This window comes from Microbacterium sp. 22195 (assembly GCF_052056515.1).
Taxonomy (GTDB): Bacteria; Actinomycetota; Actinomycetes; order Actinomycetales; family Microbacteriaceae; genus Microbacterium.
Map to the genome: position 1 here is coordinate 231,742 of NZ_JBQEPE010000002.1, position 25,511 is coordinate 257,252.

24 protein-coding genes are annotated in these 25,511 nt (G+C 70.9%); 17 read left to right on the forward strand and 7 right to left on the reverse strand.

Features of this window, described 5'->3' with window-relative positions; translation table 11 throughout:
* Positions 1-41 precede the first annotated feature (41 nt).
* The 4 genes from ACTJJ4_RS09145 (at position 42) to ACTJJ4_RS09160 (ending at position 7,243) form a co-directional block, all read left to right on the forward strand.
* On the forward strand, positions 42-1,376 hold the full coding sequence (locus ACTJJ4_RS09145; RefSeq protein ID WP_440943042.1) for an SWIM zinc finger family protein: 1,335 nt from the start codon (positions 42-44) through the stop codon (positions 1,374-1,376).
* Positions 1,366-4,605: a hypothetical protein gene (locus ACTJJ4_RS09150; RefSeq protein ID WP_440943043.1), complete on the forward strand. Its 3,240-nt coding sequence runs from the start codon at positions 1,366-1,368 to the stop codon at positions 4,603-4,605. The genes ACTJJ4_RS09145 and ACTJJ4_RS09150 overlap by 11 nt, the downstream gene beginning before the upstream one ends.
* A gap of 74 nt (positions 4,606-4,679) precedes the next feature.
* Positions 4,680-5,267, forward strand: a complete 588-nt coding sequence (locus tag ACTJJ4_RS09155) for an NUDIX hydrolase family protein (protein WP_285637264.1) — start codon at positions 4,680-4,682, stop codon at positions 5,265-5,267.
* A gap of 62 nt (positions 5,268-5,329) precedes the next feature.
* Positions 5,330-7,243, forward strand: a complete 1,914-nt coding sequence (locus tag ACTJJ4_RS09160) for a M3 family metallopeptidase (RefSeq protein WP_440943044.1) — start codon at positions 5,330-5,332, stop codon at positions 7,241-7,243.
* Between the two features lie 111 nt (positions 7,244-7,354).
* On the opposite strand, the gene ACTJJ4_RS09165 is transcribed toward ACTJJ4_RS09160, so the two are convergent.
* The gene (locus tag ACTJJ4_RS09165) at positions 7,355-8,422 is read right to left on the reverse strand and encodes a threonine aldolase family protein (protein WP_440943045.1); all 1,068 of its coding nucleotides are present in this window, start codon (positions 8,420-8,422) and stop codon (positions 7,355-7,357) included.
* 81 nt (positions 8,423-8,503) lie between these two features.
* On the opposite strand from ACTJJ4_RS09165, the gene ACTJJ4_RS09170 reads away from it, so the two are divergent.
* Positions 8,504-9,826 carry an MFS transporter gene (locus ACTJJ4_RS09170; protein WP_440943046.1) on the forward strand — a complete coding sequence of 441 codons (1,323 nt, stop codon included), beginning with the start codon at positions 8,504-8,506 and terminating at the stop codon, positions 9,824-9,826.
* A 31-nt stretch (positions 9,827-9,857) separates the two neighbouring features.
* The gene (locus ACTJJ4_RS09175) at positions 9,858-10,505 is read left to right on the forward strand and encodes a TMEM175 family protein (RefSeq protein WP_440943047.1); all 648 of its coding nucleotides are present in this window, start codon (positions 9,858-9,860) and stop codon (positions 10,503-10,505) included.
* Here ACTJJ4_RS09175 and ACTJJ4_RS09180 read toward each other — a convergent pair.
* Both ACTJJ4_RS09180 and ACTJJ4_RS09185 read right to left on the reverse strand, forming a co-directional pair.
* A complete protein-coding gene (locus ACTJJ4_RS09180; RefSeq protein WP_440943048.1) occupies positions 10,468-11,112 on the reverse strand; it encodes an SDR family NAD(P)-dependent oxidoreductase in 645 nt (214 codons plus the stop codon). The genes ACTJJ4_RS09175 and ACTJJ4_RS09180 overlap by 38 nt on opposite strands.
* Positions 11,113-11,220: 108 nt before the next feature.
* Entirely contained in the window at positions 11,221-12,651 is a 1,431-nt protein-coding gene (locus ACTJJ4_RS09185) for a DUF6421 family protein (protein ID WP_440943049.1), read from the reverse strand.
* Between the two features lie 72 nt (positions 12,652-12,723).
* Between ACTJJ4_RS09185 and ACTJJ4_RS09190 the strand changes: the two genes are divergently transcribed.
* Together ACTJJ4_RS09190 and ACTJJ4_RS09195 are read left to right on the forward strand one after the other, a co-directional pair.
* Positions 12,724-13,179, forward strand: a complete 456-nt coding sequence (locus tag ACTJJ4_RS09190; protein ID WP_285637245.1) for an Lrp/AsnC family transcriptional regulator — start codon at positions 12,724-12,726, stop codon at positions 13,177-13,179.
* A 34-nt stretch (positions 13,180-13,213) separates the two neighbouring features.
* Positions 13,214-14,197, forward strand: a complete 984-nt coding sequence (locus ACTJJ4_RS09195) for a 1,4-dihydroxy-2-naphthoate polyprenyltransferase (protein WP_440943050.1) — start codon at positions 13,214-13,216, stop codon at positions 14,195-14,197.
* A gap of 1 nt (position 14,198) precedes the next feature.
* Here the strand turns inward: ACTJJ4_RS09195 and ACTJJ4_RS09200 are convergent, their stop codons facing one another.
* Complete coding sequence (locus tag ACTJJ4_RS09200) at positions 14,199-15,218, reverse strand: DUF5937 family protein (protein ID WP_440943051.1); 1,020 nt, start codon at positions 15,216-15,218, stop codon at positions 14,199-14,201.
* A gap of 79 nt (positions 15,219-15,297) precedes the next feature.
* Here ACTJJ4_RS09200 and ACTJJ4_RS09205 point away from each other — a divergent pair, with 79 nt between their 5' ends.
* From ACTJJ4_RS09205 to ACTJJ4_RS09215, 3 genes are read left to right on the forward strand one after another with little or no spacing between them, the layout of a single operon-like run.
* Positions 15,298-15,654, forward strand: coding sequence for a cupin domain-containing protein (locus ACTJJ4_RS09205; protein WP_440943052.1), 357 nt, complete (start codon positions 15,298-15,300; stop codon positions 15,652-15,654).
* Positions 15,655-15,681: 27 nt separating this feature from the next.
* Positions 15,682-15,975 (forward strand): DUF4287 domain-containing protein, encoded by a 294-nt coding sequence (locus tag ACTJJ4_RS09210; RefSeq protein WP_292704279.1) that lies wholly within the window; start codon positions 15,682-15,684, stop codon positions 15,973-15,975.
* Positions 15,976-15,983: 8 nt separating this feature from the next.
* Entirely contained in the window at positions 15,984-16,625 is a 642-nt protein-coding gene (locus ACTJJ4_RS09215; protein WP_440943053.1) for a dihydrofolate reductase family protein, read from the forward strand.
* 66 nt (positions 16,626-16,691) lie between these two features.
* Here the strand turns inward: ACTJJ4_RS09215 and ACTJJ4_RS09220 are convergent, their stop codons facing one another.
* Positions 16,692-16,952, reverse strand: a complete 261-nt coding sequence (locus ACTJJ4_RS09220) for a DUF4229 domain-containing protein (protein WP_292704275.1) — start codon at positions 16,950-16,952, stop codon at positions 16,692-16,694.
* Positions 16,953-17,045: 93 nt separating this feature from the next.
* Between ACTJJ4_RS09220 and ACTJJ4_RS09225 the strand changes: the two genes are divergently transcribed.
* On the forward strand, positions 17,046-17,387 hold the full coding sequence (locus ACTJJ4_RS09225) for a PLD nuclease N-terminal domain-containing protein (protein WP_285637225.1): 342 nt from the start codon (positions 17,046-17,048) through the stop codon (positions 17,385-17,387).
* Positions 17,384-19,066, forward strand: coding sequence for a 2-succinyl-5-enolpyruvyl-6-hydroxy-3-cyclohexene-1-carboxylic-acid synthase (menD, locus tag ACTJJ4_RS09230; RefSeq protein WP_440943054.1), 1,683 nt, complete (start codon positions 17,384-17,386; stop codon positions 19,064-19,066). The genes ACTJJ4_RS09225 and menD overlap by 4 nt, the downstream gene beginning before the upstream one ends.
* Positions 19,067-19,092: 26 nt before the next feature.
* Here the strand turns inward: menD and rmuC are convergent, their stop codons facing one another.
* Positions 19,093-20,658 carry a DNA recombination protein RmuC gene (rmuC, locus tag ACTJJ4_RS09235; protein WP_440943055.1) on the reverse strand — a complete coding sequence of 522 codons (1,566 nt, stop codon included), beginning with the start codon at positions 20,656-20,658 and terminating at the stop codon, positions 19,093-19,095.
* A gap of 74 nt (positions 20,659-20,732) precedes the next feature.
* Here rmuC and ACTJJ4_RS09240 point away from each other — a divergent pair, with 74 nt between their 5' ends.
* Entirely contained in the window at positions 20,733-21,575 is an 843-nt protein-coding gene (locus ACTJJ4_RS09240) for a PPK2 family polyphosphate kinase (RefSeq protein ID WP_440943056.1), read from the forward strand.
* Positions 21,576-21,683: 108 nt separating this feature from the next.
* On the opposite strand, the gene ACTJJ4_RS09245 is transcribed toward ACTJJ4_RS09240, so the two are convergent.
* Positions 21,684-22,397, reverse strand: coding sequence for a class I SAM-dependent methyltransferase (locus tag ACTJJ4_RS09245; protein ID WP_292704266.1), 714 nt, complete (start codon positions 22,395-22,397; stop codon positions 21,684-21,686).
* Positions 22,398-22,489: 92 nt separating this feature from the next.
* Between ACTJJ4_RS09245 and ACTJJ4_RS09250 the strand changes: the two genes are divergently transcribed.
* The 3 genes from ACTJJ4_RS09250 (at position 22,490) to ACTJJ4_RS09260 (ending at position 25,502) form a co-directional block, all read left to right on the forward strand.
* Positions 22,490-23,095, forward strand: coding sequence for a hypothetical protein (locus ACTJJ4_RS09250; protein ID WP_440943057.1), 606 nt, complete (start codon positions 22,490-22,492; stop codon positions 23,093-23,095).
* 9 nt (positions 23,096-23,104) lie between these two features.
* The gene (locus ACTJJ4_RS09255; RefSeq protein ID WP_440943058.1) at positions 23,105-24,373 is read left to right on the forward strand and encodes an isochorismate synthase; all 1,269 of its coding nucleotides are present in this window, start codon (positions 23,105-23,107) and stop codon (positions 24,371-24,373) included.
* Positions 24,374-24,440: 67 nt separating this feature from the next.
* Entirely contained in the window at positions 24,441-25,502 is a 1,062-nt protein-coding gene (locus ACTJJ4_RS09260) for a polyprenyl synthetase family protein (RefSeq protein ID WP_440943059.1), read from the forward strand.
* The last annotated feature ends 9 nt before the right edge of the window (positions 25,503-25,511 follow it).

The window sequence follows — 25,511 nt, forward strand, 5'->3', positions numbered from 1 at the left end:
AGGGACGGCGGACGTCGGTCAGGCCCCCTAGGGTGATGAGCGTGACTGATCGGGGCTTCGCAGCGACCTCTCGCGTCGACGATGCAGGCATCGCGCTCGCGCTCGCGCCCGCCCTGACGCCGAGCGGCCCCCAGCGCGCTCCGGAGTTCTTCCGCGGCTTCGCGACCCGCCCGCAGGTGCTCGCCCGGGCGCTGGTGACGCTGGCGGACATCACGGCCATGCGCTACTTCCATTACACGCCGACCACGCAGCGCGATCCGGTGCTGAGCGCGCACGGCGATCGGCTGCGGGCCGAGTGCTTCTCCGCCTGCAACAGCGTCTACGCGCGGCTCGACGTGTTCGGCGACGGCCTCGACGGGGGCGAGATCGGGTTCGGAACCACGAACGTAGACATCACCGCCGACACGAGGCGGATGCTGTCGGGCGTCGGGCGCACCGAGCTGCTGCACCTGCAGGTCGGCGATGCGGGTCTGACGGCGGCGACGCCGGAGGCGCAGTCGCATGAGCGGCCGGTCAGGATGCCGACGCGGTGGGTGCCGGCGCTGGGCAACGTCGCGGAGCTGCACCGCGGCACGTCGCCGGGCTTCACGCTGGACGCCGCCCGGGCGCGGGCGTTCATCGGGTCCCTCCCCGCTGCGACCGCGAGCGGTCGCAGCGGTTGGCTCACGCCGACCTCGACGGGAGCGCGCCTCGCGGCGCGACCGTCGACAGGCGCCGTCCGGATCGCGGGTCTTCACCGGCTGTCCGCACTGCGACGGATGCTGCCGCATGTGCGCGGTGCGGTGTTCCACGGCAGCGCCGAGACGGGCGTCGCGGTCGTCGAGGTCGATCTGCCCGGGGCGAGGATCACGCTGGGGCTGACCGAGGAACCGTGGCGCGGTCATTCCGGCGAGGGGTCCCTGCTCATCGGACTGGCGACGCCCGACGCTCTCGACGACGCGGACCTGGTCGCCGCGATGCTCGCCTTCGAGCCGCGCATCGACGTGACGAGACTCCAGTCCGACACGGCCCTCCCCGAGGGGAGGGTGCGGTCCGCACTGGCGGTGCTCGCGGCATCCGGCCGGGTGGGCTGGGACGTGCGCGACCGGGCGCACTTCCACCGCGAACTGCCCGACGATCCCGACCGCGTCACCCGGGACAATCCCCGGCTCGTCTCCGCCCGCCGACTGCTCGCCTCTGACGCGGTGCGGCGCGACGGCGCGGGATGGCGCGTGCGCTCCGGGGACGGCGACTACCTCGTGGCGATCGACCCGGTCTCGTGCACCTGCACGTGGCATCTGACGCACGGGACGGGCCGCGGTCCGTGCAAGCATCTGCTGGCCGTGCTCCTCGCAGAGGGGCGCATCGATGAGGAGAACGACACGAATGACGACTGACCTCGCCCGCGCGATCGACATCTTCCGCGAGCTGGGCTGGGGGGACGCGGCGCTGGAGGAGCTCCCGAACCTTCCCCTGGGCACCGCCGCGCAGCAGAAGGAGGCGCTCGCCGGCCTGCGCAAGGGGGAATGGGGGAGCTTCGCCGAGCTCGGCGAGAACACCTTCGGGTGGCGCTCCTCGATCGACGTCGACACCGCGCGCCTGGGCGTGTTCACGATCCGCCTCGGCGCGGACGCCCGCCGCACGATCGACGTGCTCCCGACGCCGCACGCGCTCGCCGACGGCATCCAGGCCGAGATCATCGCCCAGCGCGGCCCCGCGTTCGCCGCCGAGTTCATCGCTCTCGCGTGCGTCTCGCGGCGGCGGGCATGGGTCAACTCCACGTCGGTGTACGGCGGTGCGGCCGTGCGGCTCGTGCACATGCTGGACCTGGAGATCCCCCGCAGCGTCGAGTACCTCAAGGACTGGTCGGCGTTCGCGGCCGCCGCACTGGGGCGGCCGGCGGAGATCTTCCCGGATCGCGACCTCATCGACGCCGAGGTGATCCGCGGGCGGTTCATCGAGCACGCACGCGTCGCGGTCGAGCAGGCGCAACCGGCGACCGCCTCGTGGGGAGAGGCGTTCCCCGCGGCGTACGAGGCGGGCTGGATGTCGCGGGACGAGACGCTCGAACTGGCGTTCATCGGCCTGGAGACCGCGCAGCGTCCCGGCGATCGTGCGGTCTGGGCACGCGTGATCGCGGACACGCTGGCTGCGACCGATGACGAGCTCCTGGCGCGGGCCAACGCCCTCGTCCCGGTGCTCTCGGCCGGAGACGCCGCGGTGGTGGAGATTCTCGCGCCCCGGCTCATCGCCGCATCCGACGACCATCTGTTCGTCGAGCTCGCCGCCGGTGCTCTCGCAGTCAAGGGCAAGAAGACGCGGCTGAGCGTGCTCGCCTCGCTCGCCGCCCGTCCGCGCCCGCAGGCGGAGGGATCCGGCGAACTGGTCGAGCAGTTGCGCGCGCTAACGGGAGAGCGCGACGCCGCGCTCGTGAAGGCCGCGCAGAACGTCCTCGACGCGTGGGGGACGACCGGGGTCGACGACGAACCGGCGGCGGAGGCGGGCCGCGGGAGCTGGCAGCCGACGCCGGAGGTGTGGGCGGCGCCCCGCCTCGAGCCCGAGCCCGCGGAACCCGAGACGCTGGCCGCGACGGCCGGGCGTCTGCTGGCCAAGCCGGAGGAGGTGCACGACGTCGAAGCCGAGGCCTTCCTCGACCAGCTCGTGCGGCTCGCGCACCGGGACCCGGATGCCGCGCGCACGGCCCTGCGCGGCGTGAGACAGCGCTGGGCGGGAGGCCTGCACTACATCGCCGACTGGGTCGCCGGGGATCTGAAGGACATCCACCTGGCCGCCCGCGGGCTGATGATCACCCGGGAGTTCGAACTGCTGAGCAGCGCGGGTCGGGTGCCCGCGATGCTCTCGACGCCGTCCTGGGTCGACCTGCGGGTCGACCCGCAGGACCTGCTCGCACGGTTGCGCGTCCACCAGGACGAGGGCGCCGCCGCACGGGCATCCGATCTCGTCCTCGCGCTGGTCCGGCTGGACCTCTCCCTGCTCACCGAGGAGCTGCGGGCCGGCTTCGCCGGGGTGTCGATCCCCGTCGTCGACCACGAAGACCGCACCGTCGCGGCATCGGCCGGTGCGGTCGTGGTCGCCTATGCCGCGGATCCCGTCGTCGAACCGCCCCTCGAACCGTCTCCCTCCGGCGACGGCCGGCGTGCCGCCGACGTGGTGGTGCCGCGTTCGCTGCGCGGCCTCTGCGATGAGCTGTCCGAGCGGAGCTGGAGGTCGTGGCACGACGGCGCCGTCTTCCCGGCCTGGACCGAGACCGTGGGCGAAGGCTTCGAGAGCTACCCGCTCGCTGCCCGGGGCGTGATGCTGCGTCAGGGCGCCCGTCATGCAGCCCCTTACGGCCGGCCCGTCGCCGCCCGGTTCATCGGGGCTCTCAGGCAGTTGCATCCGCGCGCTGCCGAGGATGCGTTCACCGGCGTGATCGAGGCGTTCGAACGCGGACTCCTGCGCCCTGAACTGATGGACGTCGAGCACCTCGACGCCAGCGACCTCGCAGCCATGGCGAGGGTGTGCCTGGAACTCGCCGACGAGGGGCTCGCCTCGGTGGTCTGGCCGCTCCTGGACGGGCTGATCGTCGAATCGCTGGCGGCACCGCGGATGCTGTCGGGCACGGCCGAGCTCGCGGACGCGCTGGCTCAGCTCGTGCCCACAGCGCTCGCCGCAGTCGACGAAGGCATCGCGCCGACGGACGTCCTCGCGGTTCCCGGGCTGCGCGCCCTCGCCTCCCGGTCGGGTGCGTCACGCGCCGTGACCGTCGCGAAGGCGGCCGTGGCGGCGCTTCCCGCGATGGAGTCGGCTCCGGTCAGGAGCGCGCCGGAAGGTCCCGCGTTCGACGACGTCTGGCCCGAGGGCGCCGGCGCGATCCCCGCCGTGGTGGACGGCGCGACGATCACGGCTGAGTGGGCCGATCCGGATGCGAAGACGAAGATGCTCGCGATCGATCTGCGGCCGGCGGATGCACCGGATCAGGCGTTCCGCATCGCCAAGCCGGGCTGGACGTACGACCTCGAGAACGAGGGGCAGTGCTCGGCGATCCCGTGGCGCGACGGCCGCCCCGATCCGGACGACCGGTCCGCTGATCAGATCTACCTGGCCTGGGACGGCGCGCGCCTCGAACGCCGGATCGGACGCGAACCGGGGGTGCACCGTGGCCCTCTGACCACGTCCATGCACGCCGTGGCGCTCGCCGCGCTCTGCCACGACGGCGAATGGGGAGACGGCGGCATCCACCTCGTCGCCAATCTCACCGCGAACGGTCTGATCGGCTGGGAGGCCGTCAGGCACGTCATGCCGGTGCTGCTCGCCTGCGATGACGTGAGCCCAGCGAGGATGATGCGGGCCATCGAGAAGGAGCCGCGCACGATCGCCGTGCTCTGGCCCGTGATCACCGAATCGATCGCCTTCGCGGCCGGGGCGGAGACGCTGCCGCATTGGCTCAATCGCGTCCTCGACATGGCGGGGCTCGTGCTTCCGCTGCTCGCCGAGGCGGCGGGTCGAGGGTGGATCCCCGCGGATGCCGCCCGCCTGACCGGCATCGAGGACATCGCGAAGCGCCCGGGGCGTCAGGCCGCGCTCGTCAAGGCCCGCGCCCTCGTGGAGCGGCTGGGCGCGTAGAGCAGGACAGGGCGCGCCCTCGCGGAGCGGCTGGGTGGCCCGCGCCCTCGCGGAGCGGCTGGTAGAAATGTCTCATGGCGGTGCGCACACCAGATCCTGACCCCGACGGCGGCTTCGGGTTCGACGACGTGCCCGCCGCGGACTCCAACCCGGCGTGGCTGTCGGACATCGAACTCGAAGAGGCGCGGCGCCGCCTGCCGATGCTCTACGTCGAGGCGGTCCCTGTCGTCACCGACGGCGCGGGCCAGGTCACCTCGATCGGCGTGCTGCTGCGGTCCACGCCGCTCGGCGAGATCACCCGCACCCTGGTGTCCGGCCGCGTCCGCTACGGCGAGACCGTCCGCGACGCGCTGTTCCGGCACATCGAGAACGACCTGGGCCCGATGGCCTTCCCGCTCCTCCCCGTCTCCCCGACGCCGTTCGCGGTGGCGGAGTACTTCCCGATCCCCGGTGTGAGCGCCTTCCACGACGACCGGCAGCACGCCGTGTCCCTGGCGTTCGTCGTCCCCGTGACGGGCACGTGCGAGCCACGTCAGGATGCTCTCGAGGTCACCTGGTTCTCGCCGGAGGAAGCGGCATCCGACGGTCTCTCCGCCGAGATGGAGGGCGGCCGCGGAACGCTGCTCCGCCAGGCACTGGCCCACCTCGGGCTGCTGCGCTGACAGCAGAACCGGTTCCTGAGCGAGCGAAGCGAGACGAAGGGCGCCCGCGTAGGCTCGGTCGGGTGAGTGAACCCATCGCCTTCCCCACCGCATCCGCCGACTGGCTCGCGTTCGCGAGCACCCGCACCGACGAGCGCCTCGCACGCGTCGACGAGCTCGCCGCCCGCCTGAAGGACGGATCCTCACGCACCGCCCTCGAGGCGCTGCAGCTGTGGAACGACCTGCAGATCGAGCTGCGCAGCGCCTACAACGAGGCCGAGGTGCTCGCCGAGGTGCACCCCGACCGGACCGTGCGCGAGGCCGCGGAGTCGCGCACCTCCGCCGCGCAGGCGAAGGACGCCGAGCTGATGACCGACGCCGACCTGGCCGCAGTGTTCGGCGCGGCGGATGCCGAGGGCCTCGACGCCGACGCCGCCCGGCTGCTCGCGAAGATCCAGCGCGACTTCCGCCGCGGCGGTGCCGACCGTGATGCCGAGACCCGTGAGCGCCTGCGCGCGTTCGCCGCCCGCGAGACCGAGCTCAGCGTGACCTTCGCGCGGAACATCCGCGAGGGACGCCGCGAGATCCGCATCGCCCCGGACAGGCTCGCCGGGCTCCCCGAGGACTTCCTGGCCGGGCATCCGGTCGGCGACGACGGTCTGGTCGCGGTGTCGACGGACAATCTCGACGTGATGGCCGTGATGAACTACGCGCACGACCGTGAGACGCGCAGGGCGCTGCGCGCCGCGCGCTCCGACCTCGCCTGGCCCGAGAACGACGCCGTTCTCGCCGAGCTGCTCGACGTCCGCCAGCAGCATGCGGAGCTGCTCGGGTACGCCAGCTGGGCCGACTACGAGACCGAGGACCGCATGGCCCGCTCCGGGGCCCGGGTCGCATCGTTCCTGGACGAGGTCGATGAGGCGTCGAGCGCGGCGGCCGAGGCCGAGTACGCGATCCTGCTGGAGCGGTTGCGGGAGGACGTCCCGGATGCCGAGGGCGTGACCAACGCCGACCAGATGTATCTGCTCACCCGGCTGCACGAGGAGCGCTTCGCCGTGGATGCGCAGCAGGTGCGCCGCCACCTCGACTTCACCCGCGTCCTCGGTGGCCTGCTCAGCACGACCGGTCGCCTGTTCGGCATCGAGTACGCGCCGGTGGACGTTCCCGCCTGGCACGACGAGGTGCGGTCCTACGACGTGCTGCGCGCGGGGGAGCGGATCGGCCGCATCCACCTCGATCTGCACCCGCGCGAGGGCAAGTTCAACCACGCCGCCGTGTTCGGGCTCGCTCCCGGCGTGCGCGGCCGTGTGCTGCCCGAGGCGGCCCTGGTCTGCAATTTCCCGACCGGGCTGATGGAGCACCGCGAGGTGCAGACCTTCTTCCACGAGTTCGGGCATCTCGTGCACGACATCCTCGGCGGCGACCAGCAGTGGGCGCCGTTCTCCGGCGTCGCCACGGAGTGGGACTTCGTGGAGGCGCCTAGCCAGATGCTGGAGGAGTGGGTGTGGGATGCCGATGTGCTGGCCTCCTTCGCACTCGACGAGACCGGCGCGCCCATCCCGGCGGAGCTGGTCGCGCGGATGCGGGAGGCGGATGCCTTCGGCCGGGCGCTCCTGGTGCGCACGCAGCTGGGTCACGCCCGTGTCTCGTACCACCTGCACATGGACCGTCCCGCGGACCTCGCAGCCGCCACCGACCACTGGTACGAGGTGTCCAGCCCGCTCCAGCACCTGCGGGGGACGCACTCCTATGCCGCCTTCGGCCACCTCACCGGCTACGGCTCGTGCTACTACACCTACCAGTGGAGCCTGGTGATCGCACGCGACCTGCTCACCGGCTTCACGGGCCTGATGGACGAGGCGTCCGCCACCCGCTACCGTCGCGAGATCCTCGAGCCCGGCGGGCGCAGGGATGCCGCCGATCTGATCGAGGCGTTCCTCGGCCGTCCCTTCACGGTCGACGCCTACCGGGAGTGGCTGGGCGCGCCCGCCGCCTGACCCGCACGTTCAGGGGTCGAGAGCACTACCAAGCGATGAGACCACCAGTTGCCGACGCCGGCAACCGGTGGTCTCGTCGCCAACCGGTGGTCTCGAACAGAGCAGAGAGGCTCAGGCGGTGGTGAGCCGCCCGAGCTCGGCGACGAACGCGTCGACGTCGGACTCCTGGGTGTCGAAGCTGCACATCCAGCGCACCTCGTTGCGGGAGGCGTCCCAGTCGTAAAAGCGGAAGCTCTCGCGCAGCTTGTCGGCGACGCCGTCGGGCAGCACGGCGAAGACGCCGTTGGACTGCGTGGGCTGCGAGAAGGACACGCCCTGGATCGAGCCGTCGGCGAGCCCGGCCTCGACCTCGCCGCGCAGGCGCTGGGCCATGGCGTTCGAGTGGCGCGCATTGCGCAGCCACAGGTCGCCCCCGAGCAGGGCGATCAGCTGGGCGGAGACGAAGCGCATCTTCGAGGAGAGTTGCATGTTGTACTTGCGGCTGTAGATCAGGCCGTCCGACGCGGCCGGGTTCAGCACCACGACGGCCTCGCCGAGCATGGCGCCGTTCTTCGTGCCGCCGAAGCTCAGCACGTCGACGCCGGCGTCGGTCGTGAACGCGCGCAGCGGCACGTCGAGCGCCGCCGCCGCGTTCGAGATGCGCGCGCCGTCGAGGTGCAGCTTCATGCCGCGCTCGTGCGCGTGGTCGGCGAGGGCCTTGATCTCGTCGACCGAGTAGAGGGTGCCGAGCTCGGTGGACTGCGTGATCGAGACCACCAGCGGCTGGGCGCGGTGCTCGTCGCCCCAGCCCCATGCCTCGCGGTCGACCAGTTCGGGGGTGAGCTTGCCGTCGTCGGTCGGGACGGTCAGCAGCTTGAAGCCGCCGATCTTCTCCGGTGCGCCGCCCTCGTCCACGTTGATGTGCGCGGTGGAGGCCGAGATCACGGCGCCCCAGCGCGGCAGCATCGACTGCAGACCGGTCACGTTCGCACCGGTGCCGTTGAAGACGGGGAACGCGTGCACGCCCTCGCCGAAGTGCTGCGCGAAGACCTCCTGCAGGCGGGTCGTGTAGAGATCCTCGCCGTACGCGATCTGGTGGCCGTCGTTGGCCGCGGCGATCGCCGCGAGCACCTCGGGATGGATGCCGGAGTAGTTGTCGGATGCGAAGCCGCGGACGGCGGTGTCATGCAGAGTGCTCACCGTACAAGCCTAGAGCGTGGCATCCGTCCCGATCTCCAGGCATCCCTGTCGAATGTCGGCGCTCCCGCCTACCCTCTTCCCATGCGCACATTCCTGCAGGTGCTGGTGAACACCATGGTCGCCAACGTCACCACCAGCTTCCTGTGGTTCGCGCTCACGTTCTGGGTCTACCTGGAGACCAGGAATGTGATGGCCACCGGGATCGTCGGCGGTGCCTACATGCTGCTCATCGCGATCTTCTCGATCGTGTTCGGCACGATCGTCGACCGGCACCGGAAGCGCGCCGTGCTCGTCTTCTCCAGCGTGATCACGGCGGTCGCGTTCGTGCTCGCCTGGCTGATCTTCCTGTGGCAGCCCGAACGTGCGCTGCTGGACTTCGGGGGACCCTGGTTCTGGCTGTTCGCGGGCATCATCCTGCTCGGCGCCGTGGTCGAGCAGATGCGCGGCATCGCGCTCTCCACCACCGTCACCCTGCTCGTCCCCGTCGAGCGGCACGCGAACGCGAACGGCATGGTCGGCACGGTGCAGGGGCTGGCGTTCCTCGTGACGAGCGTGTTCAGCGGTCTCTCGGTCGGGTTCCTCGGGATGGGCGGGACGCTCGTGATCGCCGTCGGACTGACCGTGGTCTCGCTCGTGCACATCCTGTTCATCCGCATCCCGGAGGAGCAGCCGCAGCCCGATCCCGATGCGCCGTCCGCGATGGACCTGCGCGGCAGCATCAGGGCGATCAGAGCCGTGCCTGCACTGTTCGCACTGCTGTTCTTCTCGATGCTCAACAACCTGGTCGGCGGCGTCTACATGGCGCTGATGGATCCCTATGGGCTCGAGCTGATGTCGGTGCAGATGTGGGGCATCGCGCTCGGGGTCGCCTCGACGGGCTTCCTGATCGGTGGCATCGTCGTCTCGACGGTCGGCCTGGGGAGCAATCCGATCCGCACCATGCTGCTGCTCGTCGGGGTGATGGGCGTGATCGGGATGCTGTTCGCGATCCGCGACTGGTGGCCGCTGTTCGTGGCGGGCTGCTGGCTGTACATGGCGCTCTCGCCGGCCGTGGAGGCGGCCGAGCAGACCGTCATCCAGAAGGTCGTGCCGTACCAGCGGCAGGGCAGGGTGTTCGGCTTCGCCTCGGCCATGGAGGCCGCCGCGGCTCCCGTCACGGCGTTCCTGATCGCCCCGATCGCGCAGTACGTGATCATCCCCTTCATCGAGTCCGCCGACGGCCGGGGAGCCTGGGGCTGGCTGCTCGGCGAGGGACAGGCACGCGGCATCGCACTGATCTTCGTCTTCGCGGGGATCGCGATCGTCCTGCTCGTGCTGATCGCCTTCGGCACCCGCGCCTACCGCCGGCTCAGCGACTCCTACGCGAACGCGGCGGTTCCGCAGATCGCCGCCGGAGGTGCTTGACGCCGCCACGACGGCGCGAGAGCATTCCCCGGTGACCGACACGCACGAGATGTCTGAACGTCCACTGCTCTCCGCCGACCGGCTGAAGGCCTTCACCGACGGGGTGGTCGCGATCGCGATGACCCTGCTGATCCTGCCGCTGATGGAAGGGGTCATCGATCTCGGACGTGAGGGACGCACCGTGCTCGAGTTCCTCGCCGAGGACACCGGGCAGCTGTTCAGCTTCGTGATGAGCTTCGTGCTGATCGCGTCGTTCTGGATGTCGCACCACCGCGTCTTCGACCGGGTGGACCGCACCTCGGGCGCCCTGGTCTGGCTGACGATCGCCTGGATGCTCACGATCGTGTGGCTGCCGGTGCCGACGGCGATGCTGGGTGCGATGCCCGACGACGCCGCTCAGAAGTGCCTGTACGTCGGCACTCTGATCCTCGCGAGCCTCGTCCTGCTCGCGATCCGCGGGTACCTGCTGCATCATCGTGAGCTGCACGACATCCCGGAGGACCTGCTGCGTGCCGGCATCCGCGCCGAGTGGGTGACCGTCGGGCTGTTCGCGATAGCCCTGACCGTCGCGCTGACCGTGCCCGTGATCGGCTACTCGGCGATGTTCCTGATGCTGCTGACGGGACCGGTGATCCGGGTGGTCAAGCGCCTCGGACGAGGTCGACGACCGTCCCGTTGAGGGCGGAGGCGTCCGCCTCCCACAGTGCGATGACGGCACGGGCGAGGGAGCCGGCGTCCAGTGCACCCTCGACGCGGAAGATGACGGATGCCGTATGCAGGTCCGTCCCCGCGTCGCGTGCCGCCTTCGCGTAGCCCTGAGCGACGGCGCGGGTCCAGGTCTCGGCCGCGGCCTTGACGGTGGCGTAGTTCGCCCCGCCCGCCATCGGCTTGTTCACGACGGTGGACGACACGATCGCGAAGCGACCGGCATCCGACGCCCTGATCGAGGCGTCGAAGGCGCGGCTGGTCGCGCGCACCGCCTGAAGCGCGGGCAGCAGCGCGTCGAAGTCCTCGTCGCTCTGCCCGGCGAGCCCGCCGCCACCGCGCCATCCGCCGACCAGCGAGATCACGCCGTCGACGGCTCCGACACGCTCGGCGAGTGCGCTCATGTCCGTCAGGCTCGTGGCATCCGCCACCTCGACGCGTGCGCCGGCGTCCGCGAGGGGCGCGAGGCGCTCGGCGGAGCGACCGGTCGCGATCACCGTCGCGCCCGCCTCGATCAGGGCTCGCGCGACTGCGAGACCGGCGGCGCTCGTCGCGCCGGCGAGAAGGATCGTGCGGTTCATGGTCGCTCCCTGCGCCGCGGATGAAGGATGGATGCAAGTCTGAAGGACGCCCCGCCTGAAGTCATCCTTCAGAAGCGGGAACGTCCTTCAGACGTGCGCGGTTGAGGCTCAGTCGTCGGTGCCGCGGATGCCGACAGTCGACTCGATGACCGGCTTCATCTTCTTGTCGAGGGTCTCGAAGAACATCGACAGCGGGAACTCGTCGTCCATCACGGCGTCGGTGTAGCCCTTGGGCGCGCCGGCGAGGATCTCGTCGGACAGGCCGCGTGCCCACTGCGAGGCGGGGTGCGGCGTGAGCGTGCCCCGGACCAGCTCGTACGCCGCCAGCCAGTGCGCGATCTTCGGACGGTCGATCGAGTGCCAGTACAGGTCATCGATCGCGTCGCCCAGCGCCACGACGGCGTCGGGCACGTTGTCCCAGTCGAAGGCGAGGGCGGTGTCGGTCCAGTGCAGCACGCCGTGCTGGTGCAGCCAGGCGAAGAGCAGCTGACCGCCGACCGCGTCGTAGTTGCGGGTGCGGTTGCCCGTGATCGCGAAGCGGAAGATGCGGTCGAAGATCACCGCGTACTGCACGAGATGCGCGTAGTCGTGCATCTCCTGCTCGGCGTCGGTGAGCTTCTCGCCCGCGGCGACGCGAGCGTCGAACGCGCGCTCGATCTTCACGGACTCGCGGAACGCCGTCATGTCGCAGCGCATCTCCTCGAGGGAGTACAGGAAGAACGGCATCCGCTGCTTGATCATGAACGGATCGAACGGCAGGTCGCCGCGCATGTGCGTGCGGTCGTGGATGATGTCCCACATCACGAACGTCTTCTCGGTCATCTGCTGGTCGCCGAGCATGGCCGCGGCGCGCTCGGGCAGTTCGAGATTGGTGATCTCGGATGCTGCGCGGACGACGCGACGGTAGCGGGCGGCCTCGCGGTCCTGGAAGATCGCGCCCCAGGTGAAGGAGGGGATCTCGCGCATCGCGACGGTCTCGGGGAACAGCACGGCCGAGTTCGTGTCGTAGCCGGGGGTGAAGTCGACCAGCCGCAGCGAGACGAACAGCTTGTTGCCGTAGTCGCCGGCCTCGAGCTCGGCGATGAACTCCGGCCAGATCGTCTCGACGATCAGCGCCTCCACGAGGCGGTCGCTCGAGCCGTTCTGGGTGTACATCGGGAAGACGACGAGGTGGCGGATGCCGTCGATGCGGTGCTGCTGCGGCTGGAACGCCATCAGCGAGTCGAGGAAGTCGGGCTCGGCGAAGCCGCCGTCCGACCAGCGCTGGAAGTCGACCACGAGCGCGTCGAGGTAGTCGGCGTCGTGCGGGAAGGCGGGGGCGAGCGCGCGGATGCCCGCGATGATCTCGGCGACGTGCTGGGCCGCGGCCTCCCGGTCGGCGGCTTCGGGCACCGAGCCGTCCTTGATCTGCAGCGGGCGCAGCGCGATCGCGGCGTCCTTCAGCAGCTTCCAGGCTGCGCTGGTCTCGGCGGTCGATGCGTCCTCCACGACCTCGGGCTCGCCGATGATGGTGTTGATGGTGCTGGTGATGGTGGACATCGAACCCTCCGATCGTGGTCAGAAACGGAAATTTTCCGGTGAACACCGGATTCAGCAACTATTATTCCACTCATGGATGATGCTGTCGACCACGCGCTCCTTGCCGAGATCTCCCGCGACGGGCGGGTGACTCTCGCGCAGCTCTCCGAGACCGTCGGGCTGTCCACCTCCGCCGTGCAGTCCAGGCTCAAGCGCCTGGAGACCCGCGGTGTGATCACGGGCTATCAGGCGCTGCTCGACCCCGAGCAGGTCGGCAAGCCGCTGTCGGCGTTCATCGAGATCACGCCCATCGATCCCGGCCAGCCGGACAACGCCCCCGAACTGCTGGAGCACCTGACCGAGATCGAGGCGTGCCACTCCATCGCGGGCGAGGCGAGCTACATGCTGTTCGTCCGCGTGAAGGGGCCGCGGGCCCTCGAGAAGCTGGTCAACGACATCCGCTCGATCGCCAACGTGCGCACGCGCGCGACGATCGTGCTGCAGACCTACTACGAGCACCGCCCGATCGTCTCGCCGCCGGCATCCTGACCGGCGGAGCGAGCCTGCTCGATAGGATTCGGTCGTGGCAGGAACCTCCAAGAAGTCGCGCACGTCCTCGCGCAAGCACGCGCCGCAGAAGCGGCAGACCTCCGGCAACCCGGCGAAGCGGCCCGTGATCGAGGCCGGTCCGGTCACCTTCGGCGACTGGGTGGGAGCAGCCCGACTGCGCACCCTGCCCCTGGCCGTCGCACCGGTCATCCTCGGCACGGGGGCCGCGCAGGTCACCGATCCGCACCTGCACTGGGTGATCGCGCTGGCGTGCCTTGCGGTCGCCGTTCTGCTGCAGATCGGCGTGAACTTCGCGAACGACTACAGCGACGGCATCCGAGGCACTGACGCGCATCGCGTCGGCCCCGCCCGGCTCACGGCCTCCGGTCGCGTCTCGCCGAAGCAGGTGCTGAACACCGCCCTGGTGTTCTTCGCGCTGGCCGCGGCCGCGGGGCTGGCGATCGTGATCCGCACGCAGCAGTGGTGGATGCTCATCGTCGGCGCGGCGTGCATCGTCGCGGCCTGGTTCTACACCGGCGGCAAGCGCCCGTATGGCTACAACGCGATGGGCGAGCTGTTCGTCTTCGTGTTCTTCGGGCTGGTGGCCGTGCTCGGCACCACGTGGGTGCAGTCCTTCGCACTGCCGCTGGAGGCCTGGCTCGCCGCAGTCGCCGCCGGGCTCTTCGCCTGTGCCGTGCTCCTGGCCAACAACCTGCGCGACATCGATCAGGATCGCGCCGTCGGCAAGCGCACGCTCACCGTGCTGATCGGCAAGCGCGCCACGCAGGCCGTGTACACGCTGTTCGTGATCGTGCCGTTCCTGATCACCGTCGTCTTCGCGCTGCTGCTGTACCCCGTCGCGTGGCTCTCGATGCTGGTGCTGCTGGCGATCATCCCGGCGATCCTGATCGTCTGGACGTACCGGACGCCCCGCGAGCTGATCATCGCCCTGAGCCTGACCTCGCTGTCGTCGGTCGGCTATGCCGCGCTGATGTACTGGGCGCTCGTCGCGGCCTGAGTCACAGCGCCGCGCCGACCAGCGCCTCGGCGAGCGGCGTGCGCAGGTGCAGCATCCGATTGCCCTCGCGCGAACTGGCGATCAGTCCTGCGTCACGGAGCACCGCCAGGTGATGGGATGCCGTGGAGGCGGCGATCCCGGCATCCTTCGCGATCCCGGTGGTGGTGCGCGCGACGTGAGCGCGCAGCAGGATGCCCGCACGCGCCGGGCCGAGCAGGGCGCCCAGGGCGTCCTCGAGCTCCGCGCTGTCGCGCGCCCAGCCCGCTGTGACTCCGCGCGCCGGGTAGAACAGCGTCGGCTGCGCGGGCGCCTCGGTGATCACCATGCATCCCCACGAGGACATCACCGAAGGGACCAGCACCAGCCCTGAGCCGCGGCAGTCGACGTCCTCGCTGTGCCGGCGCAGGCGCACCCGCACGGCGCCGTCGCTCCATCGCACGTTCGGGTGCAGTCCTCCCGCCATCGTGGAGAGGCCGTCCGCGGTGATCGTGCGCGCCCGCACCGCGATGTCAGCGCGCAGCAGTCGTTCCAGCTGCGGCCAGACGGGTGCGAGCACGGCATCCCACACCTGATCCCAGGCGTCGGCGATCAGCGCTCGGGCGCGCACGGGGTCTGCGTGCATCCGGACGAGCGCGGCCCGGCGCTCGCCGGAGGAGCGCAGGATCATCTTGCCGAGATCGACCAGGATGCCGGGGATCGGCGCCTCGCGGAGCGCGGCGAGCTCGTCGACCGGGGTCATGTCCCACCTCGCGTCCGCCGTGAGGAAGTCGGGCATGTAGCCGTCGGCGCCGATCACCTGCGCGAGGAGGCCGAAAGGCTCTCGCGGCAGCCTGTCGCGCACCTGCCGCAGCCAGCCCCACTGCAGCGGATGCTGCTCGGGTCGCAGCAGGACTCGCACGGCGTGCGCGAACTCGTGACCGGGGGAGATGCCGAAGCGGACCGCCTGGATGTCGCCGGGGCTCAGGTGGAAGTCGACGCGGTGATCGGGGTGCTCGCGACCCTCCACCGGTCGCCCTCGCATGTTTCGATCCACATCGAAACTCTAGGGTTGCATGGCACGCGGCGGAAGAGTGAGGCGTGCACACGACAGGGAGCAGACCATGATCGAAACACTCGCCGAGCCGACGCTCGTCGCACCCGGCCAGATCCCGCTCGGAACCGGCCCTGGGCGCCGCTTCGAGGGACGTGACCACGGGGCCGCGGTGTCGTACTTCTACGTCGACAACCAGCCGGGGAAGGGGTCGGGGCTGCACTGGCATCCGTATCCCGAGACCTGGGTCGTGCTCGAGGGAGACGCGACCTTCCAGGTCGGGGACGAGCAGATCCTCGCCACCGCGGGCGACACCGTCACCGGTCCGGCGTTCGTGCCGCACCGGTTCACCAACACCGGCACCGGCACGATGCGCCTGATCGGCATCCACGCCTCGGCCGTCATCATCCAGACCGACCTCGACTGACCACCACGAAACGCAGGAGAACACCGCATGTCCTTCCAGGCATACCTCGACAACATCGAGACGAAGACCGGTCTCACCCCGCGTCAGTTCATCGAGCTGGCGTCACAGCGAGGCTTCGACTCGAGCACCAAGGCCACCCCCATTTTGGAGTGGCTGAAATCCGACTACGATCTGTCGCGCGGCTACGGAATGGCGCTCGTGCACGTGATCACCAAGGGGCCGCAGATCAGCGACAAGCACGTCGGGAGCGCCGGCACGCACGGCGACGCCTCGGACGTGCTGTGGCTGGACGGCAAGGCCACCAACCCCGCGAACGGCTAGGAGAGACCATGGCAGTACGAGTGGACCTGAACATCTCGCTCGACGGGTTCGCGACCACCGTCGACCAGACCCCGGAGAACCCGATGGGGGAGGACTGGGGGCGGCTCACCGCGGCGTACGTGTCGACGCGCACCTTCCGCGAGCGGGTGCTGGGAGACACCTCCGGCGAGGGCACCACCGGGGTGGACGAGAAGTACGCGAGCGCTTACTTCGAGGGGACCGGGGCCGAGATCATGGGCGCGGGCATGTTCGGGCTGCATCTGTTCGGCGACGACCCCGACTGGCGAGGCTGGTGGGGCGAGGAGCCGCCGTTCCAGGTGCCGGTGTTCGTGCTCACGCACACCGCGAAGCCGTCGATCGAGTTCGCGAACGGAACCGAGTTCCACTTCATCGACACGACCGCCGAGGATGCCCTCGCGCGGGCGACCGAGGCGGCAGCGGGCGGCGACGTGCGCGTCGGCGGAGGCGTCGACGTCGTGCGGCAGTTCCTGCGCGCGGACCTCGTCGATCGGCTGCACGTCGCGATCGCGCCGATCCTGCTCGGCCGCGGTGAGCGGCTGTGGGACGACCTGCGCGGGCTCGAGCAGGGCTACGAGGTCGTCAGCGAGGTGGCGGAGAGCGGCACGACGCACGTGACCTTCCGGCGCTGACGCCCTGATGCGGAAGGAGCGGATGCCGATCGGCATCCGCTCCTTGTGCATGTCACGTCCTGCGGCTCATTCGTCGGTCGCGCGATCCTCGGCATCCGCGTCGGAGTCGGTGCGGTTGCGGCGGGCGTAGATGTCGCGCGATGCGTCCGAGAGCGGCGCGCGCAGGAACAGCAGGGAGATGCTCATGCCGATCAGCGCGGCGAACAGGGCCGCCAGCCACCAGAACTCCTGGAAGATCGGGAAGAAGAACCACATGATCGCGAGCGGCACGAGGAACGCCAGCAGCCGCAGCACGGAGTAGACGAGGAGGGGTGGCAACTTCTTCACAGAAAAGAGTCTAGGAGCGCGCGCTAGGCGTGCGCTGTGCGGCGGCGATGAGGCACCGGGGCCCGTCCGGGCCCGGCGACCTACACTGGAAGCATGGCGCGTTTCCTGATCATCGGCGGTTTCCTCGCCGTGGTGTTCTGGGTGTTCAGCATCGTCGACTGCAGTGTGCAGCCGGCGACGCGGCACCGTGGCGTCTCGAAGACCGCCTGGGTTCTCATCGTGCTGCTGCTGCCGGTGATCGGGGGCATCCTCTGGTTCGCGCTCGGCCGGCTCCGCGCCGACGAGGTGAACACGGCCTACGTGGTGCCGCCGGACGACGACCCGCGGGTGCTGCGCCGCATGCACGACGCCGAGCAGGATGCCCGCATCCGCGAGCTCGAGGCCGAGCTGGCGCGCCTGGACGACGACCCCGACGGCGCGGACCCGCGCTCGTGACGGGGCCCGTCCCCTCCGCCTCGCCCGCTTCGGAAGCCTCCGCCGAGCTGCTCGCCGGACTGATCGGGAGCGGTGTGCGCGACCTCGTGCTCGCGCCTGGATCGCGGTCGCAGGCGCTCGCGCTGGCAGCCATGGAGCTGTCCCGCACGGGCCATCTGCAGGTGCACGTCCGCATCGACGAGCGCGTGGCCGGATTCACGGCCCTCGGCATCGCGCGCGAGACCGGAGTCCCGGTGGCGATCGTCTGCACATCGGGCACGGCGGCGGGCAATCTGCTGCCCGCCACGATGGAGGCCTTCCACTCCGGCGTCCCCCTGCTGCTGCTGACCGCCGACCGCCCGCCGGAGCTGCGCGGCATCGGCGCGAACCAGGCCACCGTGCAGCAGGGGATCTTCGGCCCCTTCACCCGGATGGCGATCGATGCCCCGGTGCCGCCGACGGCGCCGGAGAGCGGCTGGACGGGCCTCGCCCGTGCCGCCGTGGAGGCCTCCCTGGGCCTGCGCGGCGACGGTGTCTCCGGGGTCGCCGGCCCGGTGCACCTCAACCTTCCCGCACGCGAACCCCTGTCCGCGGCGGGTGCCGCCGACGCCGTGCCGGGTCCCGCGCCCGCCCGCGCGTCCGCGGACACGCTGCTCCTGGACCGCGGCCCGCGCACGGTCGTGGTCGCCGGAGCTGATGCCGGAGCGGATGCCGAGGAGCTGTCGCATCGGGGCGGCTGGCCGCTGATCGCCGAGATCGTCAGCGGTGCGCGCTTCGGCCGGCTCATCGTGCACGGCTACCGCGAGCTGCTGCGGGACGAGGCACTCGGCGGCCGGGTCGAGCGCGCCGTCGTCTTCGGCCACCCCACCCTCAGCCGCGAGGTCGCGGCCGTGCTCGCCAGGGCCGACGTGGACGTCGTCGCGGTGCGCGGCGGCGGCGAGGAGCTGGATCTCAACGGGCGCACGACCTCGGCGGCCGCGGTGGCGGTGGCCGACGGACCCGCCGACCGGCAGTGGCTGGGTGCGTGGATGAACGCCTCGGCGGGTCAGGTGATCGACCTGAGCGCCCCGGCACCGGACCAGGACGGGTTGTCGTCCGAGGACAAGGCCACCCGACTGAGCGCGGTGCGGGCCGAACTGGACGCGGTGCGGCGCCGTGTGGATCGCGAGATCCTCGCGGATGCCGTCTGGCGCGCCACCTGGCCGCACGACCGCCTGGTGTTCGGATCCTCGCGGCTGGTACGCGTGGCGGACCAGGTGCTCGGAGGCAAGAAGGTGCCGGTGCACGCCAATCGGGGGCTGGCGGGGATCGACGGCACGATCGCCACGGCTCTCGGCATCGCGCTGGCGAGCCAGGCGTCGGGCGCGGTCGGCGTGACGCGCGTGCTGCTCGGCGATCTGGCCTTCCTGCACGACGTCGGGGCGCTGCTTCTCCCGGCCGACGAGCCGCGACCGCGCATCCAGGTGATCGTCGGCAACGACGGCGGCGGCACGATCTTCGACGGGCTCGAGGTGGCGGCATCCGCTCCCGCCGAGGATCTGGACCGTGCCTTCTACACACCGCACGGCGCGAATCTGCGCGAGCTGGCCGCCGCCTACGGGTGGGAGTTCGCGCAGGTGACCACCCGCTCCGCGCTGGACCAGGCGCTGACCTCGCCCGTGGCGGGGCCGCAGATCATCGAGGTGCCGCTGGAGCGCTGAGGGTCGCCGACCGGCCGGCCGGTGATCTACTCGAGCCGCTGGGCGATCTCGCCGACATCAGCGCTGGCGTACCTCTCCTCGTCCGCGGCCGGGGCCTCGAGCTCGTACAGGTCGGCCTTGGACGGCGCGATCGCGAGGGCCTCGACCGGCGAGGTGTCGGTGAGCACCTCCTCCAGCCCCTGCAGCGCGCTGAATCGGCGCGCCTGGGTGACCACGTTGCGATCCAGCGAGCCCGCGAACCGGTTGTAGGCGTCGACCGTGCTGTTCAGGCTCTTGCCCAGCTTCGCGAGGTGCTGGCCGAGCGTCCCGAGCCTCTTGTGCAGCTCCTTGCCGACGGCGAAGATCTGCTGCGCCTCCTGGGCGAGCTGATCCTGTCGCCAGGCATGCCCGACGGTGCGCAGCAGCGCGATGAGGGTGGAGGGGGTCGCGATCACGACGTTCCGCTCGAACGCGTACTCGTACAGGGTGGCGTCCTGGTCGAGCGCCGCGGCCAGGAACGGCTCGGCGGGCACGAACATCACCACGAACTCGGGGGAGCCGGCCACGACGTCCCAGTACTCCTTGGTGCCCAGGTCGTCGATGTGCTTCTTCAGATGCCGGGCGTGCGCCGCCAGGCGCTGGGCGCGCACGGCATCGTCCGTGGCCTCCATGGCCTCGAGGTAGCCGTTGAACGCGACCTTCGAGTCGACCACGACCCGCTTGTCACCGGCCAGGTGCACCACCATGTCGGGACGCAGCGCGCCCTCGTCGGTGCTGTGGTGCAGCTGCTCGTCGAAGTCGACGTGGTTGACCATGCCCGAGGCCTCGACCACCCGGCGCAGCTGCAGCTCGCCCCAGCGGCCGCGCACCTGCGGCGCCCGCAGCGCATTCACGAGGTTGCGGGTCTCTGCGCCCAGCGTCTCGGAGGACTGCCGCATGAACTGCACCTGCTCGCTGAGCGCTGCGTGCGCCTCCAGTCGTGCCTTCTCGGCGGTGGTCATCTCGGTCTTCACCGTGTCGAGCGTCTTCTGGATCGGCTCGATGAGCTGCTGCACGGCGTCCTGCCGCTTCTGCAGCTCGGCCGCGCCCTCGCTCTGACTCCGCTTCAGCCGCTCCTCGGCCTGCTCCAGGAACGCCTTGGAATTGGCCTCCAGGGCCCGCCGGCTCAGGGCGTCGAACTCGTCGGAGAGCCGCTTCTGATCGGCCTTCAGCTCTTCCAGACGCTCGGCCGCACGGCGGCGCTCGTCAGCAAGGTCGGCCTCCGCCTCGTCCCGCACCTCGGCCAGCCGCCTCACGTGCTCCGAGCGCTCGTGCTCCAGGCGCGCCTGCGCCTGCGCCCTGGCATCCGCGACGGCCGCCTCGCCCTGCCGGCGCGCCTCGGCCACCCGCTGCTCCGCGAGAGCGCGCTCCTCCTGCACGCGACCGGCGGTCTCCGCGCGCAGCGCGGCCGCATCCCGCTCCAGCGCCTCGACGCGCAGCTGCGCGGCGCCCGCCGCGGCCTGACTCGCGGCATCCGTCGCGCGCCCGCGCTGCGTGCCGAGCACGAAGCCGAGCCCGCCGGCGAGCGCTGCGGCGATCACGGCGACGACGATCACGAGAAGCGAGGTGTCCATGGTCCGATTGTGCACGGGGCCACCGACACCGCGCTTCTCGCATACGTGGCGCCGCACCCGGCACAATGGCAGGCATGACGAAGACGACATGGGCCGAGGCACTGCAGGTCGGCGAGGGCTTCCGGCTGGAGGACGTCGACGCCGACGGCACTCCTGGCTTCGACGGCGGCAAGAAGCAGGGCGCGAAGCAGCTCGCCGCGCGCCGCGAGGTGCTCGGCGAGCTGCAGGAGCGGCTGTTCGCCGAATCGCGCGCCGGCATCGCGAAGGATGCCGTGCTGCTCGTGCTGCAGGCGATGGACACCGCGGGCAAGGGCGGCATCGTGCGGCACGTGGTCGGCGGAGTCGACCCGCAGGGCATCGAACTGGTCGCGTTCAAGGCGCCGACCGACGAGGAGCGCGCGCACGACTTCCTGTGGCGGGTCGAGAGCCGCCTGCCCCAGCCCGGCTTCATCGGCGTCTTCGACCGCTCGCACTACGAGGACGTGCTGATCGGCCGGGTGCGGAAGCTGGCATCCGAGGAGGAGATCGAGCGACGGTACGGCGCCATCGCCGACTTCGAGCGCCGCGTCGCGGCATCCGGCATCCGCATCGTCAAGGTCATGCTGCACATCTCGCCGGACGAGCAGAAGGCGCGCCTGATGGAGCGCCTGGACCGCCCGGACAAGCACTGGAAGTACAACCCCGGCGACGTCGACGAGCGGCTGCGCTGGAACGACTACATGTCCGCCTACCAGACCGCGTTCGAGCGCACCGCGTCGGCCGAGGCGCCCTGGCACGTGATTCCGGCGAATCACAAGTGGTACGCGCGCCTCGCCGTGCAGGAGCTGCTGATCGCCGCGCTCGAGGACATCGACCCGCAGTGGCCCGCAGCCGACTTCGACGTCGAGGTCGAGAAGAAGCGCCTCGCGGCGAGCTGACTCGTAGCGATCTGCGCGCCATAACTCCGGAGATCTGACCGGAGCACGGCGCGAAACACGCCAGAACGCGGCGAACGCCTCCGGATCTCCGGAGTTGTGGCCGAGAGCTCAGGCCAGGGGCTTGCGTCCGCGGTGCAGGGCCACGATCCCGAACGACAGGTTGCGGTACTCGACGTCCGTCCAGCCGGCCTCGCGGATCCAGCCGGCCAGCGTGCGCTGGTCCGGCCAGTCGCGGATCGACTCGTTGAGGTAGTCGTAGGCGTCGCCGTTGGTGCCGGCGAGGCGGGCGACCTTCGGCAGCACCTGCGCGTTGTAGAAGCGGTAGAGCCCGCGGAACAGCTTGCCCGGAGGCGTGGAGAACTCGTTGATCACGATGCGCCCGCCCGGCTTCGTCACCCGGAACAGCTCGGCCAGCGCCTTCTTCGGCTCCTGCACGTTGCGCAGGCCGTACGACATCGTGACGGCATCGAACTCGCCGTCCTTGAAGGGCAGATTCGTGGCATCCGCCTCGACGAACGTGATGTTGGGCAGGTGACCGTGCCGGCGGCGGCCCTCGGCCAGCATGCCGGGGGAGAAGTCGGCGGCGACGACCTGCGCGCCGCTGCCGGCCAGGGATGCCGAGGAGGATGCGGTCCCCGCGGCGAGGTCGAGGATGCGCTCCCCGCGCTTCGGGGCGACGGCGCGCGTGGTCGCCGCGCGCCAGAAGGCGTCGTTGCCGAACGTCATCACGGTGTTCGTGCGGTCGTAGCCTGCGGCGACCTGGTCGAACATGCCGCTGACGTGCGAGGGGTCTTTGCCGAGGTCGGCGCGGTTCGGCTCCATGCTTCGATCCTAAAGCGGGCGGATGCTGCGCGCTTCGCGCGAGGGGCTGGCCCCCGATCTGCGCCGGTTCGACCCGGGCATAGACTCGGCGGGTGAGCGCGAACCGTCCTGAGCCCGGCACCCCGATGATCGTCCAGTGGCGCAAATGGGACGGCTCGCCGCACTGGACCAATGAGCAGGTCTACCTGGGCTCGGATCAGTGGGGCGACTGGGTCGGACAGCCGCGGGGATGGCGCAGCAGCCGTCCAGGTCGCGAGTTCACGGCACCCGCTCCGAACATCACGCTCATCCCGCACCCGGACCCGGATCGCGGCGCCGCCGACCTCGCGCTCACGATCAACCGCGGGCATCCGAAGGGCATGCGCATCTACATCGACCTCGCCTGGGATCTGCGCTGGACGGCGGATGCCGAGGACGGCGAACCCGGCATGCCCGCGCTCGCGCACGGGATCGACATGGACCTCGACGTCGTGCGCGTCGAGGGGGAGCGCGGCACGTGGGTCGACGACCGCGACGAGTGGGCCGAGCACCTGGTGCAGTACGGCTACCCGGCCGACGTGATCGCGCACCTCGAGGCGCTGGCGCTGGACCTGGAGCAGAAGGTGCGCACGCAGATCGCCCCGTTCGACGACGCCACCGCCGACCCGTGGCTCGACCGCCTGGAGGCGCTGGGCATGGAGCGCCAGCCCGAGAAGTAGGCTGGACGGGTGAGCAGCACCCGCCTGGTCGCGCAGACCCGCGAGATCCCACCCGTCGACGATCTGTTGGCACACACCCCCGCCGCCGGACCCGTCGCCTGGCTGCGCCGCGGCGAGGGGATCGTGGCCGCAGGCGACGGGATCGCCGCGACCGTCCGCGTCCCGGCCGGGCAGGACAGGCCCCGCGCAGCGATCGTCGCGGATGCCTGGCGGCAACTGGTGCAGGATGCCGAGGTCGACGACCCCGTAGGCCTTCCGGGCACCGGACTGGTCGCGTTCGGCGCGCTGACCTTCGACGAGGACTCGTCCGCCGCGAGCGTGCTCGTCGTGCCGAGGGCCGTGATCGGCCGCCGAGACGGCCGCAGCTGGATCACCCGCATCCGCACCGCCGACGAGCCGGGCTTCGCCGACGTGCCGGAGCCTCAGGGCTTCGCGCCGCACTGGGCAGGTCGCGTCGGCCCCGGTGCGCAGACGCCGCAGAGCTACCAGGATGCGGTGCGCAGGGCGCTCGACGAGATCGCGGACGGCGCGTACAGCAAGGTCGTGCTCGCTCGCGACCTGACCGGCACCGTCCCCGGCAGTGCCGACCTGCGCCGCCTCGTGCGCGCCCTGTCGACGGAGTATCCAGACACCTGGACCTTCGCGGTGGACGGCCTGATCGGCGCGAGCCCGGAGACACTCGTCACCACGCACGCCCGCACGGTCACCGCGCGCGTGCTGGCCGGCACCATCGGTCGCGGCGCCGACCCGGACGCCGATTCCGTCGCATCCGCAGATCTCGCCGCCAGTGCGAAGAACCTCGCCGAGCACAGCTTCGCCGTGCAGAGCGTGCTGGCCACGCTGCGTCCGCACACCCGCGCCCTGACGGCGAGCGATGCCCCGTTCGTGCTGGAGCTGCCGAATCTCTTCCACCTCGCGACAGACGTGAGCGGCGAGCTCGACGACGGCGCCTCGGCGCTCGATCTCGTCGGCGTCATGCATCCCACCGCGGCCGTCGCGGGGACCCCGACGGATGCTGCGGTCGAGGCGATCCGCCGTCTGGAGCCCTTCGATCGCGGGCGCTACGCGGGACCGGTCGGCTGGATCGACGCCTCGGGCGACGGCGAGTGGGCGATCGCCCTGCGCTGCGCCCAGTTCGCCGACGCTCCCGAGCACGAGTCCGGCGCTCGCGCCGTGACGGCGTACGCGGGCGCCGGCATCGTGGCGGGGAGCGACCCCGAGGCGGAGCTGCTGGAGACCCGCGTGAAGTTCCGGCCCCTCGTGGATGCCCTGGCCTGAGCATCCACGCGACCCGGCCACGACAGGACGGACATGTGCGCCCGTGCGCGCAGGTAGGCTGGAACACGTGACTTCGAGCCCCGCTTCCCCGGGCACGCGACTGGCGAGCCGACTCGGCTTCAGCGACCGCGTCTTCCTCGGTCCCGCCGCGCGACGCATCGCCACGCGCATCGAGGAGGGCCTCGACCTGGTCGAGGCGGGTCTGGCCGACGAGCTGAGGATGGCGGACCCGGTCGCGGACGCCGTGGCCCGCTACCTCTACGAGGCCGGTGGCAAGCGCATCCGCCCCGTGCTCACGCTGCTGACCGCCCAACTCGGCGACGGCAACAGCGCGGCCGTGATCGACATCGCCAAGGCGCTGGAGCTCACCCACCTGGGCTCGCTGTACCACGACGACGTCATGGACGGCGCCGACACCCGACGCGGTGTCCCGGCCGCGCACGGCGTGTGGGGCAACAACGTCGCGATCCTCACCGGTGACATCCTCTTCTCGCGCGCCAGCCAGATCATGTCGCGGCACGGCGAGCGGGCGATGCGCCTGCAGGCGGACACCTTCGAGCGCCTCGTGCTCGGTCAGATGCACGAGACCGTGGGCGCGCAGCCGGGCGACGACCCCATCGAGTTCTACATCCAGGTGCTCGCCGACAAGACCGGCTCGCTGATCGCCGCGGCAACGCAGGGCGGCGTGATCTTCTCCGGCGCCCCCGCCGAGTACGAGGAGCCGCTGCGCGTCTACGGCGAGAAGGTCGGCGTCGCCTTCCAGCTGCTCGACGACGTGATCGACCTCTCCGCGGATGCCGAGGAGACCGGCAAGGTTCCCGGCACCGACCTGCGGGCCGGCGTGCCCACCATGCCTTCGCTGCTGCTGAAGACCGGCACGGCGCCCGCCGACATCGACCTGGCCGCGCGCATCGACGAGGGCGTCGCGCGCATCGCCGAGGGGGCGGATCCCGCCGTCCTCGACGGGCCGCTCGCAGAACTGCGCGATCATGACGCCACCCGGCGCACCATGGAGCTCGCCCGCACCTGGACGGCCGATGCCGTCGCCGCGCTCGCACCGCTGCCCAAGGGCACCGTGCGCGAGTCGCTGACCCGGTTCGCGGAGACTCTGGCCGATCGCAGCAGCTGACGGAAGGAA

Coding starts and splice junctions, on each gene's coding strand:
- ACTJJ4_RS09245 (WP_292704266.1), bottom strand. CDS start 22,397: ATGGAGCCGAACCGCGCCGACCTCGGCAAAGACCCCTCGCACGTCAGC.
- ACTJJ4_RS09190 (WP_285637245.1), top strand. CDS start 12,724: ATGGATGATGCTGTCGACCACGCGCTCCTTGCCGAGATCTCCCGCGAC.
- ACTJJ4_RS09185 (WP_440943049.1), bottom strand. CDS start 12,651: ATGTCCACCATCACCAGCACCATCAACACCATCATCGGCGAGCCCGAG.
- ACTJJ4_RS09155 (WP_285637264.1), top strand. CDS start 4,680: ATGGCGGTGCGCACACCAGATCCTGACCCCGACGGCGGCTTCGGGTTC.
- rmuC (WP_440943055.1), bottom strand. CDS start 20,658: ATGGACACCTCGCTTCTCGTGATCGTCGTCGCCGTGATCGCCGCAGCG.
- ACTJJ4_RS09180 (WP_440943048.1), bottom strand. CDS start 11,112: ATGAACCGCACGATCCTTCTCGCCGGCGCGACGAGCGCCGCCGGTCTC.
- ACTJJ4_RS09200 (WP_440943051.1), bottom strand. CDS start 15,218: ATGCGAGGGCGACCGGTGGAGGGTCGCGAGCACCCCGATCACCGCGTC.
- ACTJJ4_RS09225 (WP_285637225.1), top strand. CDS start 17,046: ATGGCGCGTTTCCTGATCATCGGCGGTTTCCTCGCCGTGGTGTTCTGG.
- ACTJJ4_RS09210 (WP_292704279.1), top strand. CDS start 15,682: ATGTCCTTCCAGGCATACCTCGACAACATCGAGACGAAGACCGGTCTC.
- ACTJJ4_RS09215 (WP_440943053.1), top strand. CDS start 15,984: ATGGCAGTACGAGTGGACCTGAACATCTCGCTCGACGGGTTCGCGACC.
- ACTJJ4_RS09240 (WP_440943056.1), top strand. CDS start 20,733: ATGACGAAGACGACATGGGCCGAGGCACTGCAGGTCGGCGAGGGCTTC.
- ACTJJ4_RS09150 (WP_440943043.1), top strand. CDS start 1,366: ATGACGACTGACCTCGCCCGCGCGATCGACATCTTCCGCGAGCTGGGC.
- ACTJJ4_RS09205 (WP_440943052.1), top strand. CDS start 15,298: ATGATCGAAACACTCGCCGAGCCGACGCTCGTCGCACCCGGCCAGATC.
- ACTJJ4_RS09170 (WP_440943046.1), top strand. CDS start 8,504: ATGCGCACATTCCTGCAGGTGCTGGTGAACACCATGGTCGCCAACGTC.